Source organism: Herbiconiux aconitum, assembly GCF_024979235.1.
Taxonomy (GTDB): domain Bacteria; phylum Actinomycetota; class Actinomycetes; order Actinomycetales; family Microbacteriaceae; genus Herbiconiux; species Herbiconiux aconitum.
In genome coordinates this window covers 1026562-1048038 of sequence record NZ_JANLCM010000001.1, presented here as the reverse complement: position 1 = coordinate 1048038, position 21477 = coordinate 1026562, and the positions used below count along the sequence as shown (strand labels likewise).

The 21477-nt window shown below is 63.7% G+C and carries 22 protein-coding genes and 2 tRNA genes; 9 read left to right on the top strand and 15 right to left on the bottom strand.

The genetic code is table 11. The annotated features are described in order from the left end of the window. Positions 1 to 22: 22 nt before the first annotated feature. The gene (locus tag N1027_RS04775; protein ID WP_259505727.1) at positions 23 to 562 is read right to left on the bottom strand and encodes a peptidylprolyl isomerase; all 540 of its coding nucleotides are present in this window, start codon (positions 560 to 562) and stop codon (positions 23 to 25) included. A gap of 143 nt (positions 563 to 705) precedes the next feature. Here N1027_RS04775 and N1027_RS04770 point away from each other — a divergent pair, with 143 nt between their 5' ends. Further along, positions 706 to 1260: a hypothetical protein gene (locus N1027_RS04770; protein ID WP_259505725.1), complete on the top strand. Its 555-nt coding sequence runs from the start codon at positions 706 to 708 to the stop codon at positions 1258 to 1260. A gap of 61 nt (positions 1261 to 1321) precedes the next feature. Here the strand turns inward: N1027_RS04770 and N1027_RS04765 are convergent. The 10 genes from N1027_RS04765 to dnaA form a co-directional block, all read right to left on the bottom strand. Further along, positions 1322 to 1394: transfer RNA gene (locus N1027_RS04765), tRNA-Ala, on the bottom strand. Between the two features lie 61 nt (positions 1395 to 1455). After that, positions 1456 to 1529, bottom strand: a tRNA-Ile gene (locus tag N1027_RS04760). Positions 1530 to 1585: 56 nt separating this feature from the next. Then, positions 1586 to 1993, bottom strand: a complete 408-nt coding sequence (locus N1027_RS04755) for a DUF3566 domain-containing protein (RefSeq protein WP_259505723.1) — start codon at positions 1991 to 1993, stop codon at positions 1586 to 1588. Continuing rightward, positions 1986 to 4517, bottom strand: a complete 2532-nt coding sequence (gyrA, locus tag N1027_RS04750) for a DNA gyrase subunit A (protein WP_259505715.1) — start codon at positions 4515 to 4517, stop codon at positions 1986 to 1988. The genes N1027_RS04755 and gyrA overlap by 8 nt, the downstream gene beginning before the upstream one ends. A 25-nt stretch (positions 4518 to 4542) precedes the next feature. Beyond that, complete coding sequence (gene gyrB / locus N1027_RS04745) at positions 4543 to 6507, bottom strand: DNA topoisomerase (ATP-hydrolyzing) subunit B (RefSeq protein WP_259505713.1); 1965 nt, start codon at positions 6505 to 6507, stop codon at positions 4543 to 4545. Positions 6508 to 6642: 135 nt separating this feature from the next. Beyond that, positions 6643 to 7137, bottom strand: a complete 495-nt coding sequence (locus N1027_RS04740; RefSeq protein WP_259505711.1) for a DciA family protein — start codon at positions 7135 to 7137, stop codon at positions 6643 to 6645. Beyond that, positions 7134 to 8357 carry a DNA replication/repair protein RecF gene (gene recF / locus N1027_RS04735; protein ID WP_259505709.1) on the bottom strand — a complete coding sequence of 408 codons (1224 nt, stop codon included), beginning with the start codon at positions 8355 to 8357 and terminating at the stop codon, positions 7134 to 7136. Before recF ends, N1027_RS04740 begins: the two co-directional genes overlap by 4 nt. An 11-nt stretch (positions 8358 to 8368) precedes the next feature. Next, complete coding sequence (gene gnd, locus N1027_RS04730; protein WP_259505708.1) at positions 8369 to 9256, bottom strand: phosphogluconate dehydrogenase (NAD(+)-dependent, decarboxylating); 888 nt, start codon at positions 9254 to 9256, stop codon at positions 8369 to 8371. Between the two features lie 17 nt (positions 9257 to 9273). Then, complete coding sequence (dnaN, locus tag N1027_RS04725) at positions 9274 to 10419, bottom strand: DNA polymerase III subunit beta (RefSeq protein ID WP_259505705.1); 1146 nt, start codon at positions 10417 to 10419, stop codon at positions 9274 to 9276. A gap of 352 nt (positions 10420 to 10771) precedes the next feature. Continuing rightward, a complete protein-coding gene (gene dnaA, locus N1027_RS04720; RefSeq protein WP_372499712.1) occupies positions 10772 to 12184 on the bottom strand; it encodes a chromosomal replication initiator protein DnaA in 1413 nt (470 codons plus the stop codon). Between the two features lie 362 nt (positions 12185 to 12546). Here dnaA and rpmH point away from each other — a divergent pair, with 362 nt between their 5' ends. The 8 genes from rpmH to N1027_RS04680 all read left to right on the top strand — a co-directional run bounded on the left by rpmH (position 12547) and on the right by N1027_RS04680 (position 17562). Continuing rightward, a complete protein-coding gene (gene rpmH, locus N1027_RS04715) occupies positions 12547 to 12684 on the top strand; it encodes a 50S ribosomal protein L34 (protein ID WP_022895130.1) in 138 nt (45 codons plus the stop codon). Between the two features lie 31 nt (positions 12685 to 12715). Continuing rightward, positions 12716 to 13054, top strand: a complete 339-nt coding sequence (rnpA, locus tag N1027_RS04710) for a ribonuclease P protein component (RefSeq protein WP_259505696.1) — start codon at positions 12716 to 12718, stop codon at positions 13052 to 13054. After that, complete coding sequence (gene yidD / locus N1027_RS04705; RefSeq protein ID WP_259505694.1) at positions 13051 to 13359, top strand: membrane protein insertion efficiency factor YidD; 309 nt, start codon at positions 13051 to 13053, stop codon at positions 13357 to 13359. The genes rnpA and yidD overlap by 4 nt, the downstream gene beginning before the upstream one ends. 8 nt (positions 13360 to 13367) lie before the next feature. Next, on the top strand, positions 13368 to 14336 hold the full coding sequence (gene yidC / locus N1027_RS04700) for a membrane protein insertase YidC (RefSeq protein ID WP_284438702.1): 969 nt from the start codon (positions 13368 to 13370) through the stop codon (positions 14334 to 14336). Next, complete coding sequence (locus tag N1027_RS04695) at positions 14333 to 14890, top strand: Jag family protein (protein WP_259505692.1); 558 nt, start codon at positions 14333 to 14335, stop codon at positions 14888 to 14890. Before yidC ends, N1027_RS04695 begins: the two co-directional genes overlap by 4 nt. Positions 14891 to 14970: 80 nt before the next feature. After that, the gene (gene rsmG / locus N1027_RS04690; RefSeq protein WP_259507901.1) at positions 14971 to 15543 is read left to right on the top strand and encodes a 16S rRNA (guanine(527)-N(7))-methyltransferase RsmG; all 573 of its coding nucleotides are present in this window, start codon (positions 14971 to 14973) and stop codon (positions 15541 to 15543) included. A 134-nt stretch (positions 15544 to 15677) separates the two neighbouring features. Next, positions 15678 to 16592 carry a ParA family protein gene (locus tag N1027_RS04685; RefSeq protein WP_259505690.1) on the top strand — a complete coding sequence of 305 codons (915 nt, stop codon included), beginning with the start codon at positions 15678 to 15680 and terminating at the stop codon, positions 16590 to 16592. Continuing rightward, the gene (locus N1027_RS04680; protein WP_259505688.1) at positions 16582 to 17562 is read left to right on the top strand and encodes a ParB/RepB/Spo0J family partition protein; all 981 of its coding nucleotides are present in this window, start codon (positions 16582 to 16584) and stop codon (positions 17560 to 17562) included. The genes N1027_RS04685 and N1027_RS04680 overlap by 11 nt, the downstream gene beginning before the upstream one ends. A 50-nt stretch (positions 17563 to 17612) precedes the next feature. On the opposite strand, the gene N1027_RS04675 is transcribed toward N1027_RS04680, so the two are convergent. From N1027_RS04675 to trxB, 4 genes are all read right to left on the bottom strand, one after another. Continuing rightward, positions 17613 to 18587 (bottom strand): D-alanine--D-alanine ligase family protein, encoded by a 975-nt coding sequence (locus tag N1027_RS04675; RefSeq protein WP_259505680.1) that lies wholly within the window; start codon positions 18585 to 18587, stop codon positions 17613 to 17615. A 4-nt stretch (positions 18588 to 18591) separates the two neighbouring features. Beyond that, entirely contained in the window at positions 18592 to 19911 is a 1320-nt protein-coding gene (locus N1027_RS04670) for an aminotransferase-like domain-containing protein (RefSeq protein ID WP_259505678.1), read from the bottom strand. Between the two features lie 121 nt (positions 19912 to 20032). Then, on the bottom strand, positions 20033 to 20356 hold the full coding sequence (gene trxA, locus N1027_RS04665; RefSeq protein WP_259505676.1) for a thioredoxin: 324 nt from the start codon (positions 20354 to 20356) through the stop codon (positions 20033 to 20035). A 55-nt stretch (positions 20357 to 20411) separates the two neighbouring features. Then, the gene (trxB, locus tag N1027_RS04660; RefSeq protein ID WP_259505674.1) at positions 20412 to 21380 is read right to left on the bottom strand and encodes a thioredoxin-disulfide reductase; all 969 of its coding nucleotides are present in this window, start codon (positions 21378 to 21380) and stop codon (positions 20412 to 20414) included. Positions 21381 to 21477 lie beyond the last annotated feature (97 nt).

Sequence of the window (21477 nt, the reverse complement as noted above, 5' to 3'; positions counted from 1 at the left end):
CGCGTTGTCGAGCAAAGTGGAGCTAGACCGCCTCGACGGTCACGCTCTCGAGCACGACCTCGTCGAGCGGGCGGTCGTAGGCATCCGTCGCCACGCCGGCCAGCTTGTCGACGATGCGCTTGGAAGCGTCATCCGCCACCTCGCCGAAGATGGTGTGCTTGCCCTGAAGCCAGGTGGTCGGGCCGACGGTGATGAAGAACTGCGAGCCGTTGGTGCCCTGGCCGTTCTGGATGCCGGCGTTGGCCATCGCGAGGATGTAGGGCTCGTTGAAGTTGAGCTCGCCGTTGATCTCGTCGTCGAACTTGAAGCCGGGGCCGCCGGTGCCGTTGCCGAGCGGGTCGCCGCCCTGGATCATGAAGCCGGGGATGATGCGGTGGAAGACGATGCCGTTGTAGAGCGGCGCGTTGGTGGGCTGACCGGTCTTGGGGTCGGTCCACTCGATCTCGCCCGAAGCGAGGCCGACGAAGTTCTTGACCGTCTTCGGGGCCTGGTGGCCGTACAGGTTGACCACGATGGGGCCGTGGTTGGTGTTGAGGGTCGCGACGTGCGTGTGTGCGGGCATGGGCTCAATTCTCGCACACCGGCTGGGGGCTTCCAGTGAAGGTCCAGGGTATGCGAAGTGGATGATCAGTGCCGCGAACTACTGCGGCGCATCATTGCGTGGCAAGATGACAATGACCGTGCTCTCGCCGATGGAGGTTTCTTATGAGTCTTTCCCGCAAGCGCCGCAAAGCGCTCACGCGCCTGAAGGGAACGGCAGAAGACCTGTGGGTCGACCAGCAGGCCGTTCTCGACCGCGCCAACGCGATCCTGCGTGAGGCCGGCAAGCAAGCGAGCTTCCTCGCCGACGAAGAGGTGCGCCCGCGGGTCAGTGCAGCTGTCGGCACCGTGGCTCCGGCCATCAGCAAGAATGTGGCAGCCGTGAAGGTCGCCGGTCAGACCGCGCGTGATCGCTTCACCTCCGATGTCATCCCCGCCTTGGCGGGAACCGTCGGATCGGCCGCTGCGGTGATGCAGTTGGCGCGCAACCCGGAATTCGTGCAGAAGGCCGGCAAGAACGTCTCGAAGGCCGCGAAGAGCATGCAGAAGGCTGCTCCGAAGAAGTCCGGCGGCTCGAAGGTCGGTCTGGTCGTGCTCGTCACGTTCGGCGTGGTGACGGTCGCCGGCCTCGGCTACGCGCTCTGGCAGACCTTCCGTGCCGACGACGAGCTCTGGATCGCCGATGAAGATCCGGCTCCGGAGACCAACCCCGAGAGCTGAGAAGCCGCAGGATGACAAAAACCCCGCACCTCACGGTGCGGGGTTTTTCTCTTCAATCGAGTGGAGCCTGGGAGAATCGAACTCCCGACATCCTGCTTGCAAAGCAGGCGCTCTACCAACTGAGCTAAGGCCCCCCGCAAGACCGTGCTGGCGGACCAGCACGGTGTCTCCGGGAGATTTCTTGTGGATCTCTCGTGGGGCTACGAGGACTTGAACCTCGGACCTCTTCGTTATCAGCGAAGCGCTCTAACCGCCTGAGCTATAGCCCCGTTTTTTTGACCAGAGTAGAGATTACCCTACAAAGGCCCGGTCGGACGAATCCGGCCTACTTATTGGTGAAACCGAGCATCACACCACCGGTGATCCGCACAGCGAGGTTGTAGAGCGCGGCCCCGATCGCCCCCAGAGCGGTGATGACGATCACGTTGAGGATCGCGACGACCACCGAGAAGCCCATCACCTGCGCCAGCGACGCGAAGTCGAACAGGTCGAAGTTGCTGGCCCCGGCGATGTCCTTCAGGAGTGTGTTGATGGAGTCGAACACGCCCGTCTGGTTGAGCACCGACCAGACCAGGAACGACGCCACGATGATGACGATCCCGAGGATGATCGCGAGGAGGAAGGCGATCTTCAGCACCGACCAGAAGTCGATGTAGACCAGCTTCAGCCGAACCTGCTTCGTCGTGGCGACTCTTGCCGTTTTCTTCGCGAATTTGTCGCCAAGATTACTCATCCGTCGTTGATTCCTCTCCAGGCGCAGCCTGGGCGTCGTCGCTCTCTTCGAGCTCGGCTACCAGGTTGCGTTCCGTGTTCTTGGCCACTGCGATGATGCGGTCGTCGTCCGCGAAGCGGGCGAAGACAACGCCCATCGTGTCGCGTCCCTTAGCCGGAACTTCGGCCACGGCAGAGCGTACCACCTTGCCGCTGGCAAGGACCACTAGGACCTCGTCGTCCTCGCCGACGATCAGCGAGCCGATCAGATCGCCTCGTGCCTCGGCGAGTTTGGCGACCTTGATGCCCAGGCCGCCGCGGCCCTGCACCCGGTATTCGTCGACAGAGGTGCGCTTGGCGTAGCCCCCCTCGGTCACGATGAACACGAATCCTTCATCGGAGACCACGGCTGCTCCCTGCAGCTCGTCGCCGCCGCGGAACTTCATGCCGATGACGCCGGAGGTCGCGCGCCCCATCGGCCGCAGAGCCTCGTCGGAGGCCGTGAAGCGGATCGACATGCCCTTCTTCGACACCAGCAAGAGGTCGGAATCCTCGTCGACCAGGAGGGCCGATACCAACTCGTCGCCCTCGCGGAGGTTGATCGCGATGATGCCGCCCGAGCGGTTCGTGTCGTATTCGGTGAGGGAGGTCTTCTTCAGCAGGCCGCCCTTCGTGGCGAGCACGAGGAACTGCGCGGCCTGGTAGTCGCGGATGTCGAGGATCTGCGTGATCTGCTCGTCGGGTGCGAGGGCGAGCAGGTTCGCGACGTGCTGACCCTTCGCGTCCCGTCCGGCCTCTTGCAGCTCGTAGGCCTTGGCGCGGTAGACACGACCGGTGTTGGTGAAGAACAGCAGCCAGTGGTGCGTGGTGGTGACGAAGAAGTGCTCCACGACGTCATCCGCTCGCAGCTGCGCGCCCTTCACACCCTTGCCGCCGCGGTGCTGGCTGCGGTAGTTGTCACTGCGCGTGCGCTTGACGTAGCCGCCGCGAGTGACCGTGACCACCATCTCCTCTTCGGGGATGAGGTCTTCGACGTTCATGTCGCCGTCGAAGCCGAACATGATCTCGGTGCGCCGGTCGTCGCCGAACTTCGTGACGATGTCGGTGAGCTCTTCGATGATGATCTCGCGCTGCCGGGAGGGGCTGGCGAGGATGACGTTGTACTCGTCGATCTTCAGCTGCAGCTCGTCGGCCTCCTCCTGGATCTTCTGGCGCTCGAGAGCGGCCAGACGACGCAGCTGGAGTTCGAGGATGGCGCGGGCTTGCAGCTCGTCGATCACGAGCAGCTCCATCAGCCCGTCGCGGGCCTGCTCGACCGTCGGCGACCGGCGGATGAGGGCGATGACCTCGTCGAGCGCTTCGAGCGCCTTCAGGTAGCCGCGCAGGATGTGCATGCGCGCCTCGGCCTCGCGCAGGCGGAACTGGGTGCGCCGAACGATGACGGTGATCTGGTGAGCGACCCACTCGGTGATGAAGCCGTCGAGGGGGAGGGTGCGCGGGATGCCGTCGACGATCGCCAGCATGTTGGCACCGAAGTTGTCCTGCAGCGGGGTGTGCTTGTAGAGGTTGTTCAGCACGACCTTGGCCACGGCGTCGCGCTTCAGCACGATGACGAGGCGCTGACCCGTGCGACCGGAGGTCTCGTCGCGGATGTCGGCAATGCCGGCGAGCTTGCCGTCTTTCACCAGATCCGCGATCTTGATGGCCAGGTTGTCGGGGTTCACCTGGTAGGGCAGCTCGGTGACCACGAGGCAGGTGCGGCCCTGCAGCTCCTCGACGCTGACGACGGCGCGCATCGTGATGGAGCCGCGACCGGTGCGGTAGGCGTCGTGGATGCCCTTGACGCCCAGGATCTGGGCGCCGGTCGGGAAGTCGGGGCCCTTGATCCGCTGCATCAGTGCTTCGAGCAGCTCTTCGCGGTCGGCCTCGGGGTTCTCGAGATACCAGATGGCGCCGGAGGCCACCTCGCGCAGGTTGTGCGGCGGGATGTTCGTGGCCATGCCGACCGCGATGCCCACCGAACCGTTCACGAGCAGGTTGGGGAAGCGCGCCGGCAACACGACGGGCTCGAGCGTGCGGCCGTCGTAGTTGTCCTGGAAGTCGACGGTCTCTTCCTGGATGTCACGCACCATCTCGAGGGCGAGCGGAGCCATCTTCGTCTCGGTGTACCGCGGGGCGGCCGCGCCGTCGTTGCCGGGGGAGCCGAAGTTGCCCTGACCGAGCGCGAGCGGGTAGCGGAGGCTCCACGGCTGGATGAGACGCACGAGGGTGTCGTAGATCGACGTGTCGCCGTGCGGGTGGAACTGACCCATCACCTCGCCGACCACACGGGCCGACTTCGAGAAGGCGCGGTCGGGCCGGTAGCCGCCGTCGTACATCGCGTAGATCACGCGGCGGTGCACGGGCTTCAGGCCGTCACGCACGTCGGGCAGAGCTCGGCCCACGATCACGCTCATCGCGTAGTCGAGGTAGGAACGCTGCATCTCGAGCTGCAGATCGACCTGTTCGATCCGGTCGCCGGCAGGGGGCATCAATTCATCTGTCATGGTTCAGTTCAGTTTCTGTCGGTGATCAGATGTCGAGGAAGCGAACGTCTTTGGCGTTCTTCTGGATGAAGTTGCGCCGGGACTCGACGTCTTCGCCCATCAGCGTCGAGAAGATCTCGTCGGCCGCGGCCGCGTCGTCCAGCGTGATCTGGCGGAGGGTGCGGGTGTCGGGATCCATCGTGGTGTCCCACAGCTCGCGGTAGTCCATCTCGCCGAGACCCTTGTAGCGCTGGATGCCGTTCTCTTTCGGGATGCGCTTGCCGGCGGCCTGGCCGTCGACGAGGAGCGCGTCGCGCTCGGCATCCGAGTAGACGTACTCGTGCGGCGAGTTCGTCCACTTCAGACGGTAGAGCGGCGGCATCGCGAGGTAGACGTAGCCCAGCTCGATCAGCGGCCGCATGTAGCGGAACACCAGGGTGAGCAGCAGCGTCGTGATGTGCTGACCGTCGACATCCGCATCCGCCATCAGAACGATCTTGTGGTAGCGCGCCTTCTCGGCGTTGAAGTCTTCGCCGATGCCCGCGCCGAACGCGGTGATCATGGCCTGCACCTCGTTGTTGCCGAGTGCGCGGTCGAGCCGCGCCTTCTCGACGTTCAGGATCTTGCCTCGGAGGGGCAAGATCGCCTGCGTCTCAGGGTTACGGCCCTGGATGGCGGAGCCACCGGCCGAGTCGCCCTCCACGATGAAGATCTCGCTCTTGGCGGGGTCGCGGCTCGAGCAGTCCTTGAGTTTTCCGGGCATCCCGCCGCCCTCGAGCAGGCCCTTGCGCCGGGTCTGCTCGCGCGCCTTCCGTGCTGCCATCCGGGCCTGGGATGCCTGGATCGCCTTGCGGATGATGTCGCGTGCCTGAACGGGGTTGCGGTCGAACCAGTCGGTGAGCTCGGTGCCGACCACGCGCTGCACAAAGGCCTTCGCCTCGGTGTTGCCGAGCTTGGTCTTCGTCTGGCCCTCGAACTGCGGCTCGGCGAGCTTGATCGAGATCACCGCAGTGAGACCTTCGCGCACGTCGTCGCCGGAGAGATTGTCGTCTTTCTCCTTGATGATGCCCTTCTCGCGCGCGTACTTGTTGACGAGCGTGGTGAGCGCGGCCCGGAAGCCCTCTTCGTGGGTTCCGCCCTCGTGGGTGTTGATCGTGTTCGCGTAGGTGTGGACGCTCTCGGTGTATCCGGTGGTCCACTGCATGGCGACCTCGAGCGCGATCTTGCGCTCGGTGTCCTCCTGCTCGAAGGAGATGATCTCGTCGTTCACGAGGTCGGCCTTCTTCGAGCGGTTGAGGTACTCGACGTAGTCCTTCAGGCCCTGCTCATAGAGATAGGTGACCGTGGTCTCTTCTTCGTCGCCGTCGCGCTCGTCGGTGAGCTTGATGGCGAGGCCCTTGTTCAAGAAGGCCATCTGCTGGAACCGGGCGCGGAGGGTCTCGTAGTCGAACACCGTGGTCTCGAAGATCTCGTTGCTCGGCCAGAACGTGATCGTGGTGCCCGTCTCGGTGGTCGACTCGCCCATTTCGAGCGGGGCCTGAGGCACACCGATCTTGTAGCTCTGCCGGTACACGTTGCCCTGCCGGCGCACCTCGACGTCGAGTTCGCGGCTCAGGGCGTTCACCACCGAGCTGCCGACGCCGTGCAGACCACCCGAGACCGCATATCCGCCGCCGCCGAACTTGCCGCCGGCGTGCAAGATCGTCAGCACGACCTCCACGGTCGACTTCTTCTCGACCGGGTGGATGTCGACGGGGATGCCTCGACCGTTGTCGACGACGGTGATCCCACCGTCTTTGCGCATGACGATCTCGATGTGCGTGGCATAACCGGCGAGGGCCTCGTCGACGGAGTTGTCGACGATCTCGTACACAAGGTGGTGCAGACCTCTGGGGCCTGTCGAACCGATGTACATGCCGGGGCGCTTCCGCACCGCCTCGAGACCTTCAAGAACCTGGATCTGGTCCGCGCCGTACTCGTTGTCAGGGTGGACCTTGTCCGATTCAGACATATGGAAATGGGCTCCTCAGTGCCGCGCCCAACGGCCGGGCAGGCGACCCTTAATTCTATCAAACGAAGGGTGTGAAACGGCCGCTATATGCCGCTGTGAGCGATTATTTCCGACCGGATGACCACATTTGCCCTGTTAACCGTAGGTGTCGCGAGGACCCCGCCCTGGAATCGATCTGGAGCCGCGTTTCCAGGACGGAGCGTGGGGGGCTTCGAAGCGGATCGACTCGATGCCCGCATCCGGATAGCGCTGAGCGATGGTGGTCATGATCAACACGCGCATGTGCCGGAGCTGGGTCGCCCAGGCCGTGGAGTCACATTGCACGGTGAGCACGGAGTCGGTGATGCCGATCGGCCGACTGTGCTCGGCGGTCTCCGGGCCGGCGATCTCCGTCCACGCCAGGAGGAGGTCTGACTTCGCCAGCGACGAGGTCCAGCCGAGCTCGCTGGAGAGCGACGACATCACGTCGCCGAGCCCATGTGGATCGCGACCGACGCCGTACGGGATGCTCGTGCCGTCGCCGTCGCGACCCAGCGCGCGGGTCTTCTTGGCACGCCACGTGGCCGCGCGGGAGCTCGGATCCCCGAACGCCGCCTTGAGGCGGAGGTAGACGTTCTGCGATTCGCTCATGGTGTCGGCTCGGTCGGTTCGGTGGGCGTGCCCGGGGTGCTCGGCGTGGTCGGTTCGCCGGATGCGTCCACGATAGTCCCGGCCGAGATCCGCACGGTCTGGGCGGTGAGCTCCGGGGGAACGTCTTCGTACACGGCGGCCGTGATCAGCACCTGCTCGTAGCCTTTCACCGCATCCGCGAGCCGACCGCGCCGGCGCTGGTCGAGTTCGGCGAACACGTCGTCGAGGATGACGATCGGGTCGCCGGTGATCGAGTCCGCCCGCAGCAGCTCGGCGCAGGCCAGCTTCAGCGCGAGGGCGAACGACCACGACTCACCGTGGCTCGCGTAGCCCTTCGCGGGGAGATCGTTCAACCTGAAGAGGAGGTCGTCGCGATGCGGACCGACGAGGGTGATACCGCGGTCGCGCTCGGCTCGCGCCACCTTCTCGAGAGCGGCGCGGAACGCATCCGTGAGCCCCTCGCGCGTGAGTTCGGCCGCTGCCGCAACGGTCGCCTCCGCATCGTCGGCTTCGGGGTGATCGGCCAGGATGCTCAGCACCACTTCGATCCTCGGCTCCTGGTCGGAGCCGGCCACGGCTTGGTAGGCGTCGCGCACGAAGGGGCCGAGAGCGGCCACGATCGCGATACGTTCAGCCATGATCTCGGAGCCGAGCTCCACCAGCCGCTCGTTCCAGAGCTCGAGGGTCGAGAGCTTCTCGCTCTTCAATCCGGATGCGCGGGCCGACTTGAGCAACGCGTTCCGCTGCTTGAGCACGCGGTCGTAGTCGGCGAACACACCGATCAGGCGTGGCGACTTGGCGCCGAGGAGCGCATCCACGAAGCGCCGCCGTGTGGAGGGCTCCCCGCGCACGAGCGCAAGGTCTTCGGGAGCGAAGAGCACCGTCGACACGTAACGCGGCAGCTCCCTCGGCTTGATGGCGCCCCGGTTCACCTGGGCCCGGTTGGCCGCGGCGCGGTTCAGCTGCAGCTCGACGAGCAGCTCACGCCCGTCGTACTCGAGGCGGGCCCGCACGATCGCCGAATCCTGCCCCGCTCGGATCAGCGCCTGGTCGGTGGAGACCCGGTGCGATCCGAGCGTTGCGAGGTAGGCGAGCGACTCGACGAGGTTCGTCTTGCCCTGACCGTTGCTGCCGACGAACAGGTTCGGTCCCGGCGCGAGTGCGACCTCGGCCGTGACGTAGTTTCGGAAGTCGGTGAGACTCAGGTGTCGGACGAACAAGCCGCTAGGAGCTAGTCGAGCTCTTTGACCGCGTGGCCGCCGAACTGGTTGCGCAGAGCGGCGACGGCCTTCATCGACGGCGAGTCCTCCTGGCGCGACACGAATCGGGCGAAGATCGACGCGCTGATGGCCGGCATCGGCACGGCGTTCTCGATCGCTTCCTCCAAGGTCCAGCGACCCTCGCCCGAGTCGTCCACGTAGCCCTGGATGTCACGGAATTCGGGGTCGGCCTCCAGTGCGCGCACCAGGAGCTCGAGCAGCCAGGAGCGCACGACCGTTCCGCGCTGCCAGGCCTTGAAGGTGCCGGTGACATCTTTGATGATGTCTTTCTTGGCGTCGAGCAGCTCATAGCCCTCGGCGTACGCCTGCATGATGCCGTACTCGATGCCGTTGTGCACCATCTTCGCGTAGTGCCCGGCGCCCACCTCGCCGACGTGCACGAAGCCCTCGGCCCGCGGACCTTCGGGCCGCAGCGCGTCGAACACGGGCATCGCCCGCTCGACGTTCTCCGCCGTGCCGCCGACCATCAGGCCGTATCCGTTCTCGAGGCCCCAGACTCCGCCGGAGACGCCGGCATCCATGAACTGGATGCCCTTCGGTGCGAGGAACTCGGAGTGCTTGAAGTCTTCGGTGAACTTGGAGTTACCACCGTCGATGATCAGGTCGCCCTCGTCGAGCACCTCGGCCAGGTCGTGGATCACGCCGTCGGTGATCGCACCGGCCGGCACCATGACCCACACGATGCGCGGCGCGGGAAGAGCGGCAGCCAGCGCCGGGAGGTCGGCGACATCGCTCACGGCGGGATTGGTGTCATACCCCACCACGTCGATGCCGGACTTCTTCAGCCGGGCGCGCATGTTGTTGCCCATCTTGCCCAGGCCGATGAGTCCAATGTTCATGACAGCTCCTTGTGTCGTCAGCGCAGCAGCAGGTTGGGCTGCAGCAGGTATTTGTAGTCATCCGACCCGGGCTGGTCCTTCGACGATTGGCTCGTGATGAGCACCGGGCCCGGCTTGTTCGGATTGTCGGTCTTGGTGAACGAGATCCGCACGAACTCCGAGTGCACCGCGCCCAGACCGTCGAGCAGGAACTGCGGCTTCAGCGAGACGACCGTGTCGGAGCCGGTGAGCAGCGCGTCGATCGACTCGGATGCCTGAGCCTGCTCCGAGCCGATGGCTTCCAGGGTGACGCCATCGATGGTGAAGGTGAAGCGCAACGCGGCCTCACGCTCCAGCACGAGGGAGACGCGCTTGGTGGCCTCGATCAGGTCGGCGGTGTTGATCACCGCGTAGTTGTCGACACTCTCGGGGAACAGTCGCTTCACGGGAGGAAAGTTGCCCTTGATCAGCAGGGTCGTGACGGTCTTCTTGTCGGCCTTGAACGCGATCAGCTCTCGGTCGTCGGTGTTGGTGATCGCCACCGAGATGGTGCCGGAGTTGCCGAAGGTCTTGCCGACCTCCTGCAGCGTGCGGGCGGGAACCAGGGCAGTGGCCGATTGTGTGCCGGAGTCGTTCGAATCCCAATCGATGTTGCGCACGGCGACACGGTAGCGGTCGGTGGCGACGAGAGAGATCGTGTTCTCGCTCACCTCGAGCTGCACACCGGTGATGACGGGTGTGACGTCGTCGCGGGATGCCGCGACCGCGACCTGTGACACGGCGGCGGCGAACTGGTCGGCCGGCAGCAGCCCCGATTCGGCACCGACCTGCGGAAGAGTCGGATATTCCTCCACCGGCATGCTCAACAGGGTGAATCGCGCCGAGCCGCAGCTCACCACGATGCGTGAATCCTCGGTGGAGAAGCTGACGGGCGCGTTCGGCAGCCGGTTCGCGATGTCGGAGAGCAGCCGGCCGGAGACCAGAACGACTCCCGGTTCTTCGACATCGGCGGAGATCTGCGTCTGCGCCGAGACCTCGTAGTCGAACGAGGAGAGGGTGAGACCGTCATCCGTCGCTTCGATCAGCACTCCACTGAGGATCGGCAGAGTGGTGCGCTGAGGCAACAGCTTCACGGCGAACGACACTGCTTCGCTGAAGACGTCTCGGTTTACTTGGAACTTCACGAAGTCACCTCTGTCGACTTGACTGACCTGGGGTCGCTCCATGTTATCGGGTGTGAGGCACGGGATCGGTGGAGCAATTCCTGCACAAGGTTCTTGGATGTCATTTGTTTAAAGAAGATCTCTTAATGTTCTTAACGCCTGTGGATATGTGGATAACTCTGTTTAAACCGCTCGATCGTGCCGAACTACATGCGTGTGAGTTGTTGACCGGGTGTGAAACGGCTGTTGGCGCGGGCTGACGGGCGATGAACGCTCCATGAACGAGTCCACATGTCGAGTCGACTGATCAACATCAGGGAGGCTGTTATCCACACACTCTTCACAATCTGTGGACAACGCTGCCAGGGAGCACTCAGGCGCTTTTGTAGCGCTGGTTGTGCTTGATGCGATTCGAGATCTCCGTGACCTGGTTGTAGATCGACCGCTTCTCGGTCATCAGCTTGCCGATCTTGTTGTTGGCGTACATCACCGTGGTGTGGTCGCGACCGCCGAACAGCTGACCGATCTTGGGGAGGGAGAGGCTCGTCATCTCGCGACAGAGATACATGGCGATCTGCCGCGCCGTGGCGATGGCCTGGGAGCGGCTCGAACCGTAGAGGTCGTCGACCGAGAGCTTGAAGTACTCGGCCGTGTGATTGATGATGTCGACCGGGGCGATGACGTTGTCGTCGTCGAGGGTGATGAGGTCTTTCAGCACGGTCTGCACGAGCGCCATGTCGACCGGCGTGCGGTTCAGGCTCGCGAACGCGGTGACACGGATGAGTGTGCCCTCGAGTTCGCGCACGTTGCTGGACACCTTCGACGCCATGAACTCGAGGATGTCGTCGGGTACTCGGAGCCGTTCGCTCTGCGCCTTCTTGCGCAGGATGGCGATGCGGGTCTCGAGGTCGGGGGTCTGCACATCGGTGATGAGACCCCACTCGAACCGGGTGCGCATCCGCTCTTCGAACCCGGTGAGGTGCTTCGGTGGCAGGTCGGAGGTGATGACCACCTGCTTGTTGTGGTCGTGGAGCGTGTTGAAGGTGTGGAAGAAGGCTTCCTGGGTCTCGACTGCTCGCTGGAGGAATTGGATGTCGTCGATGAGTAGCAGGTCGATGTCGCGGTAGCGCGACTGGAACGCGGCGCCGCGGTTGTTCGCGATGGAGTTGATGAAGTCGTTCGTGAACTCCTCGGAGCTCACGTAGCGCACTCGGACGCCGGGATAGAGGCTGATGGCGTAATGACCGATGGCGTGAAGGAGGTGGGTTTTGCCGAGCCCGGAGTCGCCATAGATGAAGAGGGGGTTGTACGCCTTCGCCGGAGCCTCCGCCACGGCGACGGCAGCGGCATGTGCGAAGCGGTTCGAGCCGCCGATGACGAAGTTGTCGAAGCTGTACTTCGCGTTGAGGCGCGTGTCGTTGTTGCGGTGGGGGCCTGCTGTCTCCTGCACGGGGGGCGCAACCGATTCGACGTACGCCGAGTCCGTGCCGGGGCTGCCGCCTCCCGGTGAGATCACCGGCACCGGATCGGTCACGGTGGTGGTCTCGTAGCCGGCGATGTCGGGGTTCACGACGACGGAGAAGCTGCTGACGTCGAGCTGAGGGTCGAGCGTGCCGAGTGCAGAGAGAAGGGAGGGGCGCACCCGCTGCTCGAGCATGTCGCGGGTGAAGTCGTTGGGAACCTCGAGGTAGAAGGAGCCGCCGAGGATGCCCTTCGGCACGACCAGTCCGAGAAAACCTTTGAGTTGCGGGGTGATGCGCTGGTCGGTGGAGAGCACCTGGAGCACCGTTCGCCAGTTGTCCTCTGTCGAGCCGGCACCGTCAGCCAATGGAACTCCTGTCGAACGTGAATTGCGTGGCCGAACTCACCCGTTCGACTGTCAGCCGTTTGCTGCGCCCCCGCCGGCTGTTAGTAACTGTAGGCAACTAAGCTAGTGACTGCCATGCCACAGGGCAAGTTCGCTGTATTGACTGTACGCGTGTCATTCACAGATGTTGTCCACAGTCTGTGGATAATTGATCCTTTGTGCTGATCCGGTTTGACCACAGGCCCTTCAGGCCGTAGTTTTAATCAGTTGACTTGTGGAATCCCACACCCCTTCCCTTCACGGCAGTCATTCCGAGTGCCTGCCGGACCACGGAGAACATTATGAGCAAGAGAACTTTCCAGCCGAACAACCGCCGCCGCGCCAAGGTGCACGGCTTCCGTCTGCGCATGCGCACGCGTGCGGGTCGCGCCATCCTTTCGGCTCGTCGCCGTAAGGGTCGCACCGAGCTCTCCGCTTAGTCCACGCGTCGACACAGATCCTGTCGTCGCGGTGCTGGCCAGAGCCAATCGCATCACCCACGGTCGTGACTATCGCGGAACCGTCCGGCGTGGTGCGAAGTTCGTCGGGCCGAACACTGTCACCTACATTCGCGCATCCGATTCGTCGGATGCGCGTTTCGGGTTCATCGTGGCGAAGTCGGTCGGGATCGCGGTCGTGCGCAATCGAGTACGACGGCGACTGAAGGCGGCGAGCTTCGCTCTGCTCCCCCAGGTCGCTCCCGGATACGACGTGGTAGTGCGCGCTCTGCCCGAAGCTGGATCTCAGCCTTACCGCGTACTCTTCGAAGAACTGTCGCGTTCTCTCACCAAAGGATCCGTGCTCGCATGATGTCGATCGTCACTGCGATCGTGCTGCTCCCCCGTAATCTCGCGGTTCTGATTCTGCGGGGCTACCGCGCGGTGATCTCTCCCCTTTATGGCGACGTGTGTCGCTATTACCCGTCGTGCTCCTCTTATACGCTGCAGGCGATTCAGCAGCGGGGCGTGGTCGTCGGATCGGCAATGGGCGTCTACCGCATCGCCCGCTGTCATCCGTGGGCCAAGGGCGGGATCGACGATGTACCCCCGGTGCGCCGCCAGAGATACCGGCTCACGCCATTCGGTTTTGTCGTAGCTAGCCACGGAAAGGGCTAACCCACCCCATGGAAATCCCGTTTCTCGATACGATCCTCTGGCCCATCAAATGGGTCGTAGAGCTGATCCTGGTCGGCTGGCACTACTTCTGGACCTTCCTCGGTCTCGATCCCGCGGCCGGTCTGACCTGGGTGCTGTCGATCGTGGGCCTGGTGCTCGTGGTGCGCGCGGCGCTCATCCCCATCTTCGTGCGGCAGATCAAGAGTCAGCGCAAGATGCTCGAGGTCGCGCCTCAGCTGAAGAAGATCCAAGACAAGTACAAGGGCAAGAAGGATCAGTTCTCCCGGGAGGCTATGTCGCGCGAGACGATGGAGCTGTACCGGCGCACGGGCACGAATCCGCTCGCATCCTGTCTGCCTCTCCTGTTGCAGATGCCGATCTTCTTCAGCCTGTTCTCGGTGCTCAACAACGCCCAGAAGGGGCTCGCGGGAGTGGGCCCGCTGAACGCGGAGCTGGGCAAGCAGTTCGGTGACGCCACGCTCTTCGGCGTCGCTCCCCTGCACGACACCTTCATCGGTGCCTGGAACGCCGGCGGACCGTGGCAGGTCATGCTCATTGCCGGTCTCATGGTCGTGCTGATGACGGCCTCGCAGTTCTACACGCAGCTGCAGATCATGGCGAAGAACCAGTCGCCCGAGGCCAAGAACAGCCCGATGTTCAAGCAGCAGCGCATCCTCCTCTACATCCTCCCCCTCGTCTTCGTGTTCTCGGGTGTCGCGTTCCCGCTCGGTGTCATGTTCTACTGGCTGACCTCGAACCTCTGGACCATGGGTCAGCAGTTCCTCGTGATCCGCAACATGCCGACACCCGGTAGTGAGGCGGCGAAGGCCCGCGAGGCGCGCCTGGCGAAGAAGGGCAAGCTCGAGCCCACCAAGGGCGCCCCGGCCATCGAGTCGATCCCGGAGCCGCCGAAGACGACACAGCGTCAGCAGCCCGTGAGCAAGAACCGCGCGAAGAAGCAAGGTGACAAGAAATGAGTGATGTGACCGAGACCACCGACACCAGCCAGGACTTCGAACTCGACGAGACGTCACTCCCAGAGGAGTCTGCTCCGGATGGGGCTGAGGCGCCGCATTCGCGCTTGGATGACGAAGGTGATGTAGCCGCTGACTACATTGAAGAGCTGTTGGATATCTGCGATCTCGACGGTGACATCGACATCGAGGTCAACGACGGTCGGGCCTACATCTCGGTGAATGCCTCCGGTGACAGCAACCTGCGGGTTCTCTCGCGCACAGAGACGGTGGCAGCTCTCCAGGAGTTGACTCGCCTTGCGGTGCAGACCAAAACCGGGGAGTTCTCCCGCCTCATTCTTGACGTGGGCGGAAGCCGGGAGCAGCGCCAGCGCGAGCTCGAGAAGCTCGTCGCTGGTGCCATTGCCCGAATCGATGCGGGATCGGATTCGGCGCACCTTGAGCCCATGTCGTCGTACGAGCGCAAGCTTGTGCATGACATCGTGGCAGATCGCGGCTTCTCCTCCGAATCCGAGGGTGAAGGTCGCGATCGTCACACCGTGATCTCTCGCGCATAGTTTCACGTGAAACATTGACCGACGACGAGAACGCAGTCGAGATCGAGCCAGCCGTTGCCGCTACGGTATTCGGTGATCGAATGGAGCTCGCCCGACGCTATACCGCTGACCTCGCAAGGCGCGGCGAAGAGCTCGGGTTGATCGGACCGCTGGAGCTACCGCGCCTCTGGAGCCGGCACATCATCAACTCAGGTGTCGTCGCTCCCCTGCTGCGTCCCGGATTAGTGGGCGACATCGGCAGCGGCGCCGGGTTGCCCGGCATTGTGCTTGCGATCGCGCGGCCCGATGTCGAATTCGTGCTGATCGAGCCGATGGAGCGTCGGGTTCTCTGGCTCGAGGATCAAAAAGACCTTCTCGGGTTGACCAATGTCACGGTGGTCCGCGCGCGGGCTGAGGACGCACGACTCCCCCAGCGGCTGGACCAGGTCACTGCTCGCGCCGTGAGTGCCTTCGGCAAGCTCATCCCGATGTGCGCTCCCCTGCTGCGACCAAGGGGTGAGATGGTGCTCATGAAGGGCGCCGGTGCGGCCAAAGAAGTTGCGGGTGCCGAAAAGGCGATCCGAAAGTACAAGCTCTCCGAGGTAGAGGTGCTCGAACTCGGAGAATCCATCGGTGTTGAGGTAACACGGGTGATCCGTGCCAGGGTTCCGTGATTCGAGCAGCGCAGTACTCCGAGATCCGGATGTCGAGGTCTCTAGTGTCGGCGTAGTTCGATACGATCGAAGACGTCCGTTCGGGCTTCTCGCTCCCAATGTTTCACGTGAAACATACCGACAGGATTGTGTGAATGACCAGTGATGCAACCGCCTTCGATGCGTCGACGCCGCTGGCCCGGGAACTAGCGGATCTCTCTCAACGAAAGCGGCAACTGGCAATGCGAGAGTATCCTCTCCCCCTGGCTCCCCGTGTTCTGACTGTCGCCAATCAGAAGGGCGGCGTCGGAAAGACCACGACCACCGTGAACCTTGCAGCAGCTCTGGCTCGCGAGGGAGCACGGGTGCTGGTCATCGACCTGGATCCGCAGGGGAACGCCTCCACGGCGCTCGGCGTCGACCACCGCGGCGACAAGCCCAGTGTCTACGACGTGCTCATCCATGATGAGCCGATGGCCGATATCGTGCAGCAGAGTCCTGAGTCGGGAAACCTCTTCTGCCTACCCGCCACCATCCACCTCGCGGGTGCAGAGATCGAGCTGGTGCCGATGGTCGCTCGTGAGCAGCGGTTGCGGGGCAGCCTCGACCGCTTTCTCGCGCAGAAGACCGACGAAGGTGAGCCGTTCCACTACGTCTTCATCGATTGTCCGCCGTCGCTGGGACTGCTCACCATCAACGCTTTCGTGGCGGCGCGCGAGGTGCTCATCCCGATCCAGTGCGAGTACTACGCGCTCGAAGGCCTGAGCCAGCTCCTCAACAACATCAGTCTGATCGAGCGTCACCTCAACCCGAGTCTCGCGGTGTCGACCATCCTCCTGACCATGTACGACGGGCGCACGCGCCTTGCCTTCCAGGTGGCGGAAGACGTGCGTTCCCATTTTCCCGCCGAGACACTCAGCGCGGTGATCCCGCGCTCCGTGCGGATCTCCGAGGCGCCCAGCTTCGGTCAAACCGTGATCAGTTTCGACCCCGGATCCCCCGGCTCTGTCTCCTATCTGGAGGCCGCAGCCGAAATCGCAGACAGAGGAGCTCCTCATCGTGGCAACTAAGAAGAGAACCGGACTCGGTCGTGGCATCGGTGCCTTGATTCCGACCGACGAGCCCCGCATCGAGGGGTCGCGTCCGGTGGATGTGTTCTTCGACGCGCCGGTGGCTGCGCCGAACCTGGTGGCAGTGCCTGGCGCTCGATTGGCGCAGCTCGACCCGAACAGCATCGTGCCGAACGCCAAGCAGCCCCGAAGCGTCTTCGACTCCTCGGATCTCGCGGAACTGGTGCACTCGGTGCGGGAGATCGGCGTTCTGCAGCCGATCGTCGTGCGCGAACTCCCCCTGGTGGCCGGTGGTGAGCAGCAGTATGAGCTGGTGATGGGTGAGCGGCGACTGCGCGCCACCAAAGAAGCGGGACTCGACACGATCCCCGCTGTCATCAAGGACACCGCCGACGAGGACATGCTGCGCGACGCACTCCTCGAGAACCTGCACCGGTCGCAGCTGAATCCCTTGGAAGAGGCTTCGGCCTACCAGCAGCTCCTCGACGACTTCGGCATCACTCAGGAGCAGCTGGCGGAGCGCATCGGGCGGTCGCGACCACAGATCACCAATACGCTGCGTCTTCTGCGGCTTCCTCCGGCGGTGCAGAACCGTGTTGCATCAGGTGTGTTGAGCGCCGGCCATGCCCGCGCGGTGCTTGCGGTCGGTGATGTCGACGCGATGACCAAGCTCGCGGACAAGATCGTGAACGAGGATCTGTCGGTGCGAGCCGCGGAGGCGCTGGCGTCGTCGGCTCCGAAGCAGTCGCGCGCGAAGACGACGGCCGGCACGAAGCGCGGTCACCTCGACGAGATCGGTGAGCGCCTCGGCGACCGCCTCAATACCCGCGTTCGTGTGAGCCTCGGCCGCTCGAAGGGCCAAATCGTCGTCGACTTCGCCACCATTGATGATCTCAACCGCATTCTCACCGAACTCGGCGAAGAAGGCTATGGCCGCGAACGCCCCCTCAGCGGCCCACGTTTCACGTGAAATATCCCGGGCATTGTTTCACGTGAAACATGACCCGGGATGCACGGAGACTAACTCGCGGGAACGCCGGCTTCGGCGATTGCAACTTCGCTGAGCTGCTCGTAAACGGCCCTAAGTGAGAACCCGGCAGCCAGGATGCCCTGCGGAACGGTTGAGGTCTCGGTGAGTCCGGGCAGGACATTCGCCTCAAGGAACCACGGCACACCGGCGTCGTCGATGATGAGGTCGATGCGCGAGATGTGCCGCAAGCCGAGGGTTTCGTAGATGGACAGCGCGGTAGCACTCGCGCGAGCGGCGACGTCTTCTTCGAGCCGAGCCGGCACGTAGAAGCTTGTCTCGCCGGCGTTGTAGCGAGCTTCGAAGCTGTAGACGCCAGATCGTGGCTCGATCTCGACCGGGGGGAGTGCGAATGCGCCGTCACCCAGGTCGATGATGCCGATGGACACCTCGATGCCCCGCGCTCGCTGCTCGATCAGTGCCACCTCGCCATAGGTGTAGGCGTCGACAACGGCGCGAGGCAGGTCATCCGACGAGGTGATGACACCGACACCCAGAGCGGAACCGCCCATCGCGGGTTTGACGACGAGTTCCGATCCGAGGGAGCGTGAGACGAGGTTCAAGACCTGTGTGGCGCCGAGCTCACGGAAGGTGTCGCGCGGAAGCGTGAGCCAACGCGGAGTGGCAAACCCTGCGCGCTCAACCAGCACCTTGGCGGTCGGCTTCTGCCAGGCCAGACGAGAGGCCTTGGCTTGGGATCCGACGAAAGGGATGCCGAGCACATCGAGGAGCGCGCGCAACGCGCCATCTTCTCCGCTCGCCCCGTGCAGGGCGGGCCACACCACGTCGGGGCGAGTGTCATCCAGATACTGCAGGAGGGTGGCATCCGGATCCCGGAGGATGACCGTGTGGCCACGCTCGGCGAGGCTGTCCGCGACACGCCGACCTGACCGCAGGGAGACATCGCGCTCGTGGGAGATGCCACCGGCCAGAACGACGACGGTGCGAGGAGTGGAGGAATCGGTCATGATCTCAATCCAGATTGGGAGGAGGAGCGGAGAAGTTGCGGTCGCGCGCGGTGCCGAGGGGGCCGGTGGCGGAGAACGTTTCGAGGAGGTCGAGCTCGCCGTTGATCACGTTCTGCAGGCGACGGATGCCGACCCTGATCGCCTCGGGTGTCGGATAGCAGAACGAGAGCCGGATGTTGTTGCGTCCGCCGCCATCCGCGTAGAACGCTGTTCCGGGCGTGTACGCCACGAGTTCCTTCACGGCTCGCGGGAGCATCTGCTTGGAATCGAGATAGCTCGGAAGGGTGAGCCAGACGTAGAAGCCACCGTCAGGATCCGTCCATTGAAGATTGGGGAGGTATTCAGTTAAAGCCCCGATCATGGCCTCTTTTCGCTCCCGGTAAACACCGCGGAAGCGATCGACCTGCGCTCGCCAGTCGATGGTGTCGAGGTACTCCGAGATCACCAGCTGGCTGAACGAGCTGGGCGACAGCACGGCGGCCTCGTTGGCCAGGATCAGCTTCTCGCGGATGGCATGAGGCGCCAGTGCCCAGCCCACCCGGAAACCGGGAGCGAGCGTCTTCGAGAAGGTACCGAGATAGATGACGCCTTCTTGCTCAACCGACCGGAGGGCCGGGGGAGGTGGGGCATCGAAGTGCAGCAAGCCGTACGGGTTGTCCTCGAGCACGAGGATGCCGTTCTCCTTCGCGATCTGAAGCACTTCGAGACGGCGTTCCCAGGAGAGCGTCACGCCGGCCGGGTTCTGGAACGAGGGGATCGTGTACAGGAACTTGATCTTCTTGCCGAGCGCCTTCAGCCGCGCGATGTTCTCGCGGAGGGATTCGGGAATCATTCCGTTCGCATCCATCGCCACGTGATGGGTCTCGGCCTGAAAGGAACGGAAGATCACCATGGCGGTGACGTAACTCGGACCCTCGGCGAGAACGACGTCGCCCGGATCGATGAACAACTTCGTCACCAATTCGAGAGCATGCTGCGAACCGGTGGTCACCACAACATCGTCGGCACTGGCGCGGATGCCTTCCATCGCCATGACGTCGAGGATCTGCTCGCGAAGAACGGGCACCCCCTGACCGGAGCCGTACTGCAGAGCGACCGAACCCTGCTCGCGCATCACGCGATTCATCGACTCGATCACGAGTTCTTGAGGCAACGCGGAGACGGCCGGCATGCCGCCGGCGAGCGACACCACCTCGGGGCGGGACGCCACGGCGAAGAGGGCGCGAACCTCAGAAGCCGCGAGGCCGGCCGTTCGCTCGGCATAGTTGGCGTACCACGGGTCGAGATTGTTACCCGCGGACGAAGGGGGTTTCTGGCTACTCACTCGTACATCCCGACCTAGACCGAAATTCCATCGTATGACATGCAAAAGTGGCCCGCTGCACGAATGCGGCGGGCCACTTGTCACGAACTGGCCGTCAGGCCATTCGGAAGGGTGATGCGACTCAGATGAAGGCAGCGAGGTCGGCTTCGAGGGCCGCCTTCGGCTTGGCACCGATGATCGTCTTGACGACCTCGCCACCCTGGTAGACCTTCATCGCAGGGATCGACGTGATCTGATACTTCATGGCGGTCTGCGGGTTGTCGTCGACGTTCAGCTTGACGATCTCGATCTTGTCGGAGTGCTCCGAAGCGATCTGGTCGAGGATCGGGGAGACCGCGCGACACGGCCCGCACCACTCCGCCCAGAAGTCGACGAGGATGGTCTTCTCGGACTTCAGGACGTCGGCATCGAAACTGGCGTCAGACACTGCCTTTGCGTTGGACATTGTTCCTTCTTTCGTGTGGTCATCATCCGGTGCCCTGACACAGGCCCGGGTTCGTCTACTTGGCGGGAACCAAGTCGTCTATGTGGCGCTCCGCTTCGGCCTGGTCGAGAGCGGCGAGGAACTGCTCGGCGTCGAGGGCCGCCACTGTTCCGGACGCTGCCGCAGTGACCGCCTGGCGGTAGTGCGGGTCGATGACGTCGCCGGCGGCGAAGACACCGGAGAGGTTCGTCTTCGACGAGCGGCCGCGCACCGCGATGGTGCCGTCGGCCGTGAGGTCGAGCTGACCGTGCACGAGATGCACACGGGGGTCGTTGCCGATGGCCACGAACAGGCCCTGCACCGGGAGTTCCGACTGATCGCCGGTGACCGTGTTGCGGAGCGTCAGAGCTTCGACAGCGTTCTCACCGGAAATGCCGACGACCTCGGAGTTCCAGACGAACTCGATCTTCTCATTCTGGAAAGCGCGCTCCTGCATGATCTTCGATGCACGGAGCGTGTCCTTACGGTGTACGACGTACACCTTCTCGGCGAAACGCGTGAGGAAGGTCGCCTCCTCCATCGCCGAGTCGCCGCCGCCGACGACCGCGATCGTCTTGGCCTTGAAGAAGAAGCCGTCGCAGGTGGCGCACCACGAGACGCCGCGGCCGCTCAGACGCTCCTCATCGGCGAGGCCGAGCTTGCGGTAGGCCGATCCGGTGGCGAAGATCACGGAGCGCGCTTCGAAGGTTCCGCTGTAGCCCGTGTGCACCGTCTTGACATCGCCGTCGAGGTGAAGGCTCGTCACGTCGTCGAGGATGACCTCGGTGCCGAACTTCTCGGCCTGCTCCTGCAGCTTCATCATGAGCTCGGGCCCCTGGATGCCGTCAGGGAAACCGGGGAAGTTCTCGACCTCGGTGGTGTTCATCAGCTCTCCACCGGCTTCGACGCTCGAAGCGAGCAGAAGGGGCTTGAGTCCGGCTCGGGCGGCATAGATGGCTGCCGTGAATCCCGCGGGCCCCGACCCGATGATGATGATCTCGCGCATGTCGTTCCACTCCTGAGGATGATCGTGGGCACACCACCAGTGCACTCACTGATCGATACAACACATCCTAACCGCGGAGTATTCCAGTGGACCCGGC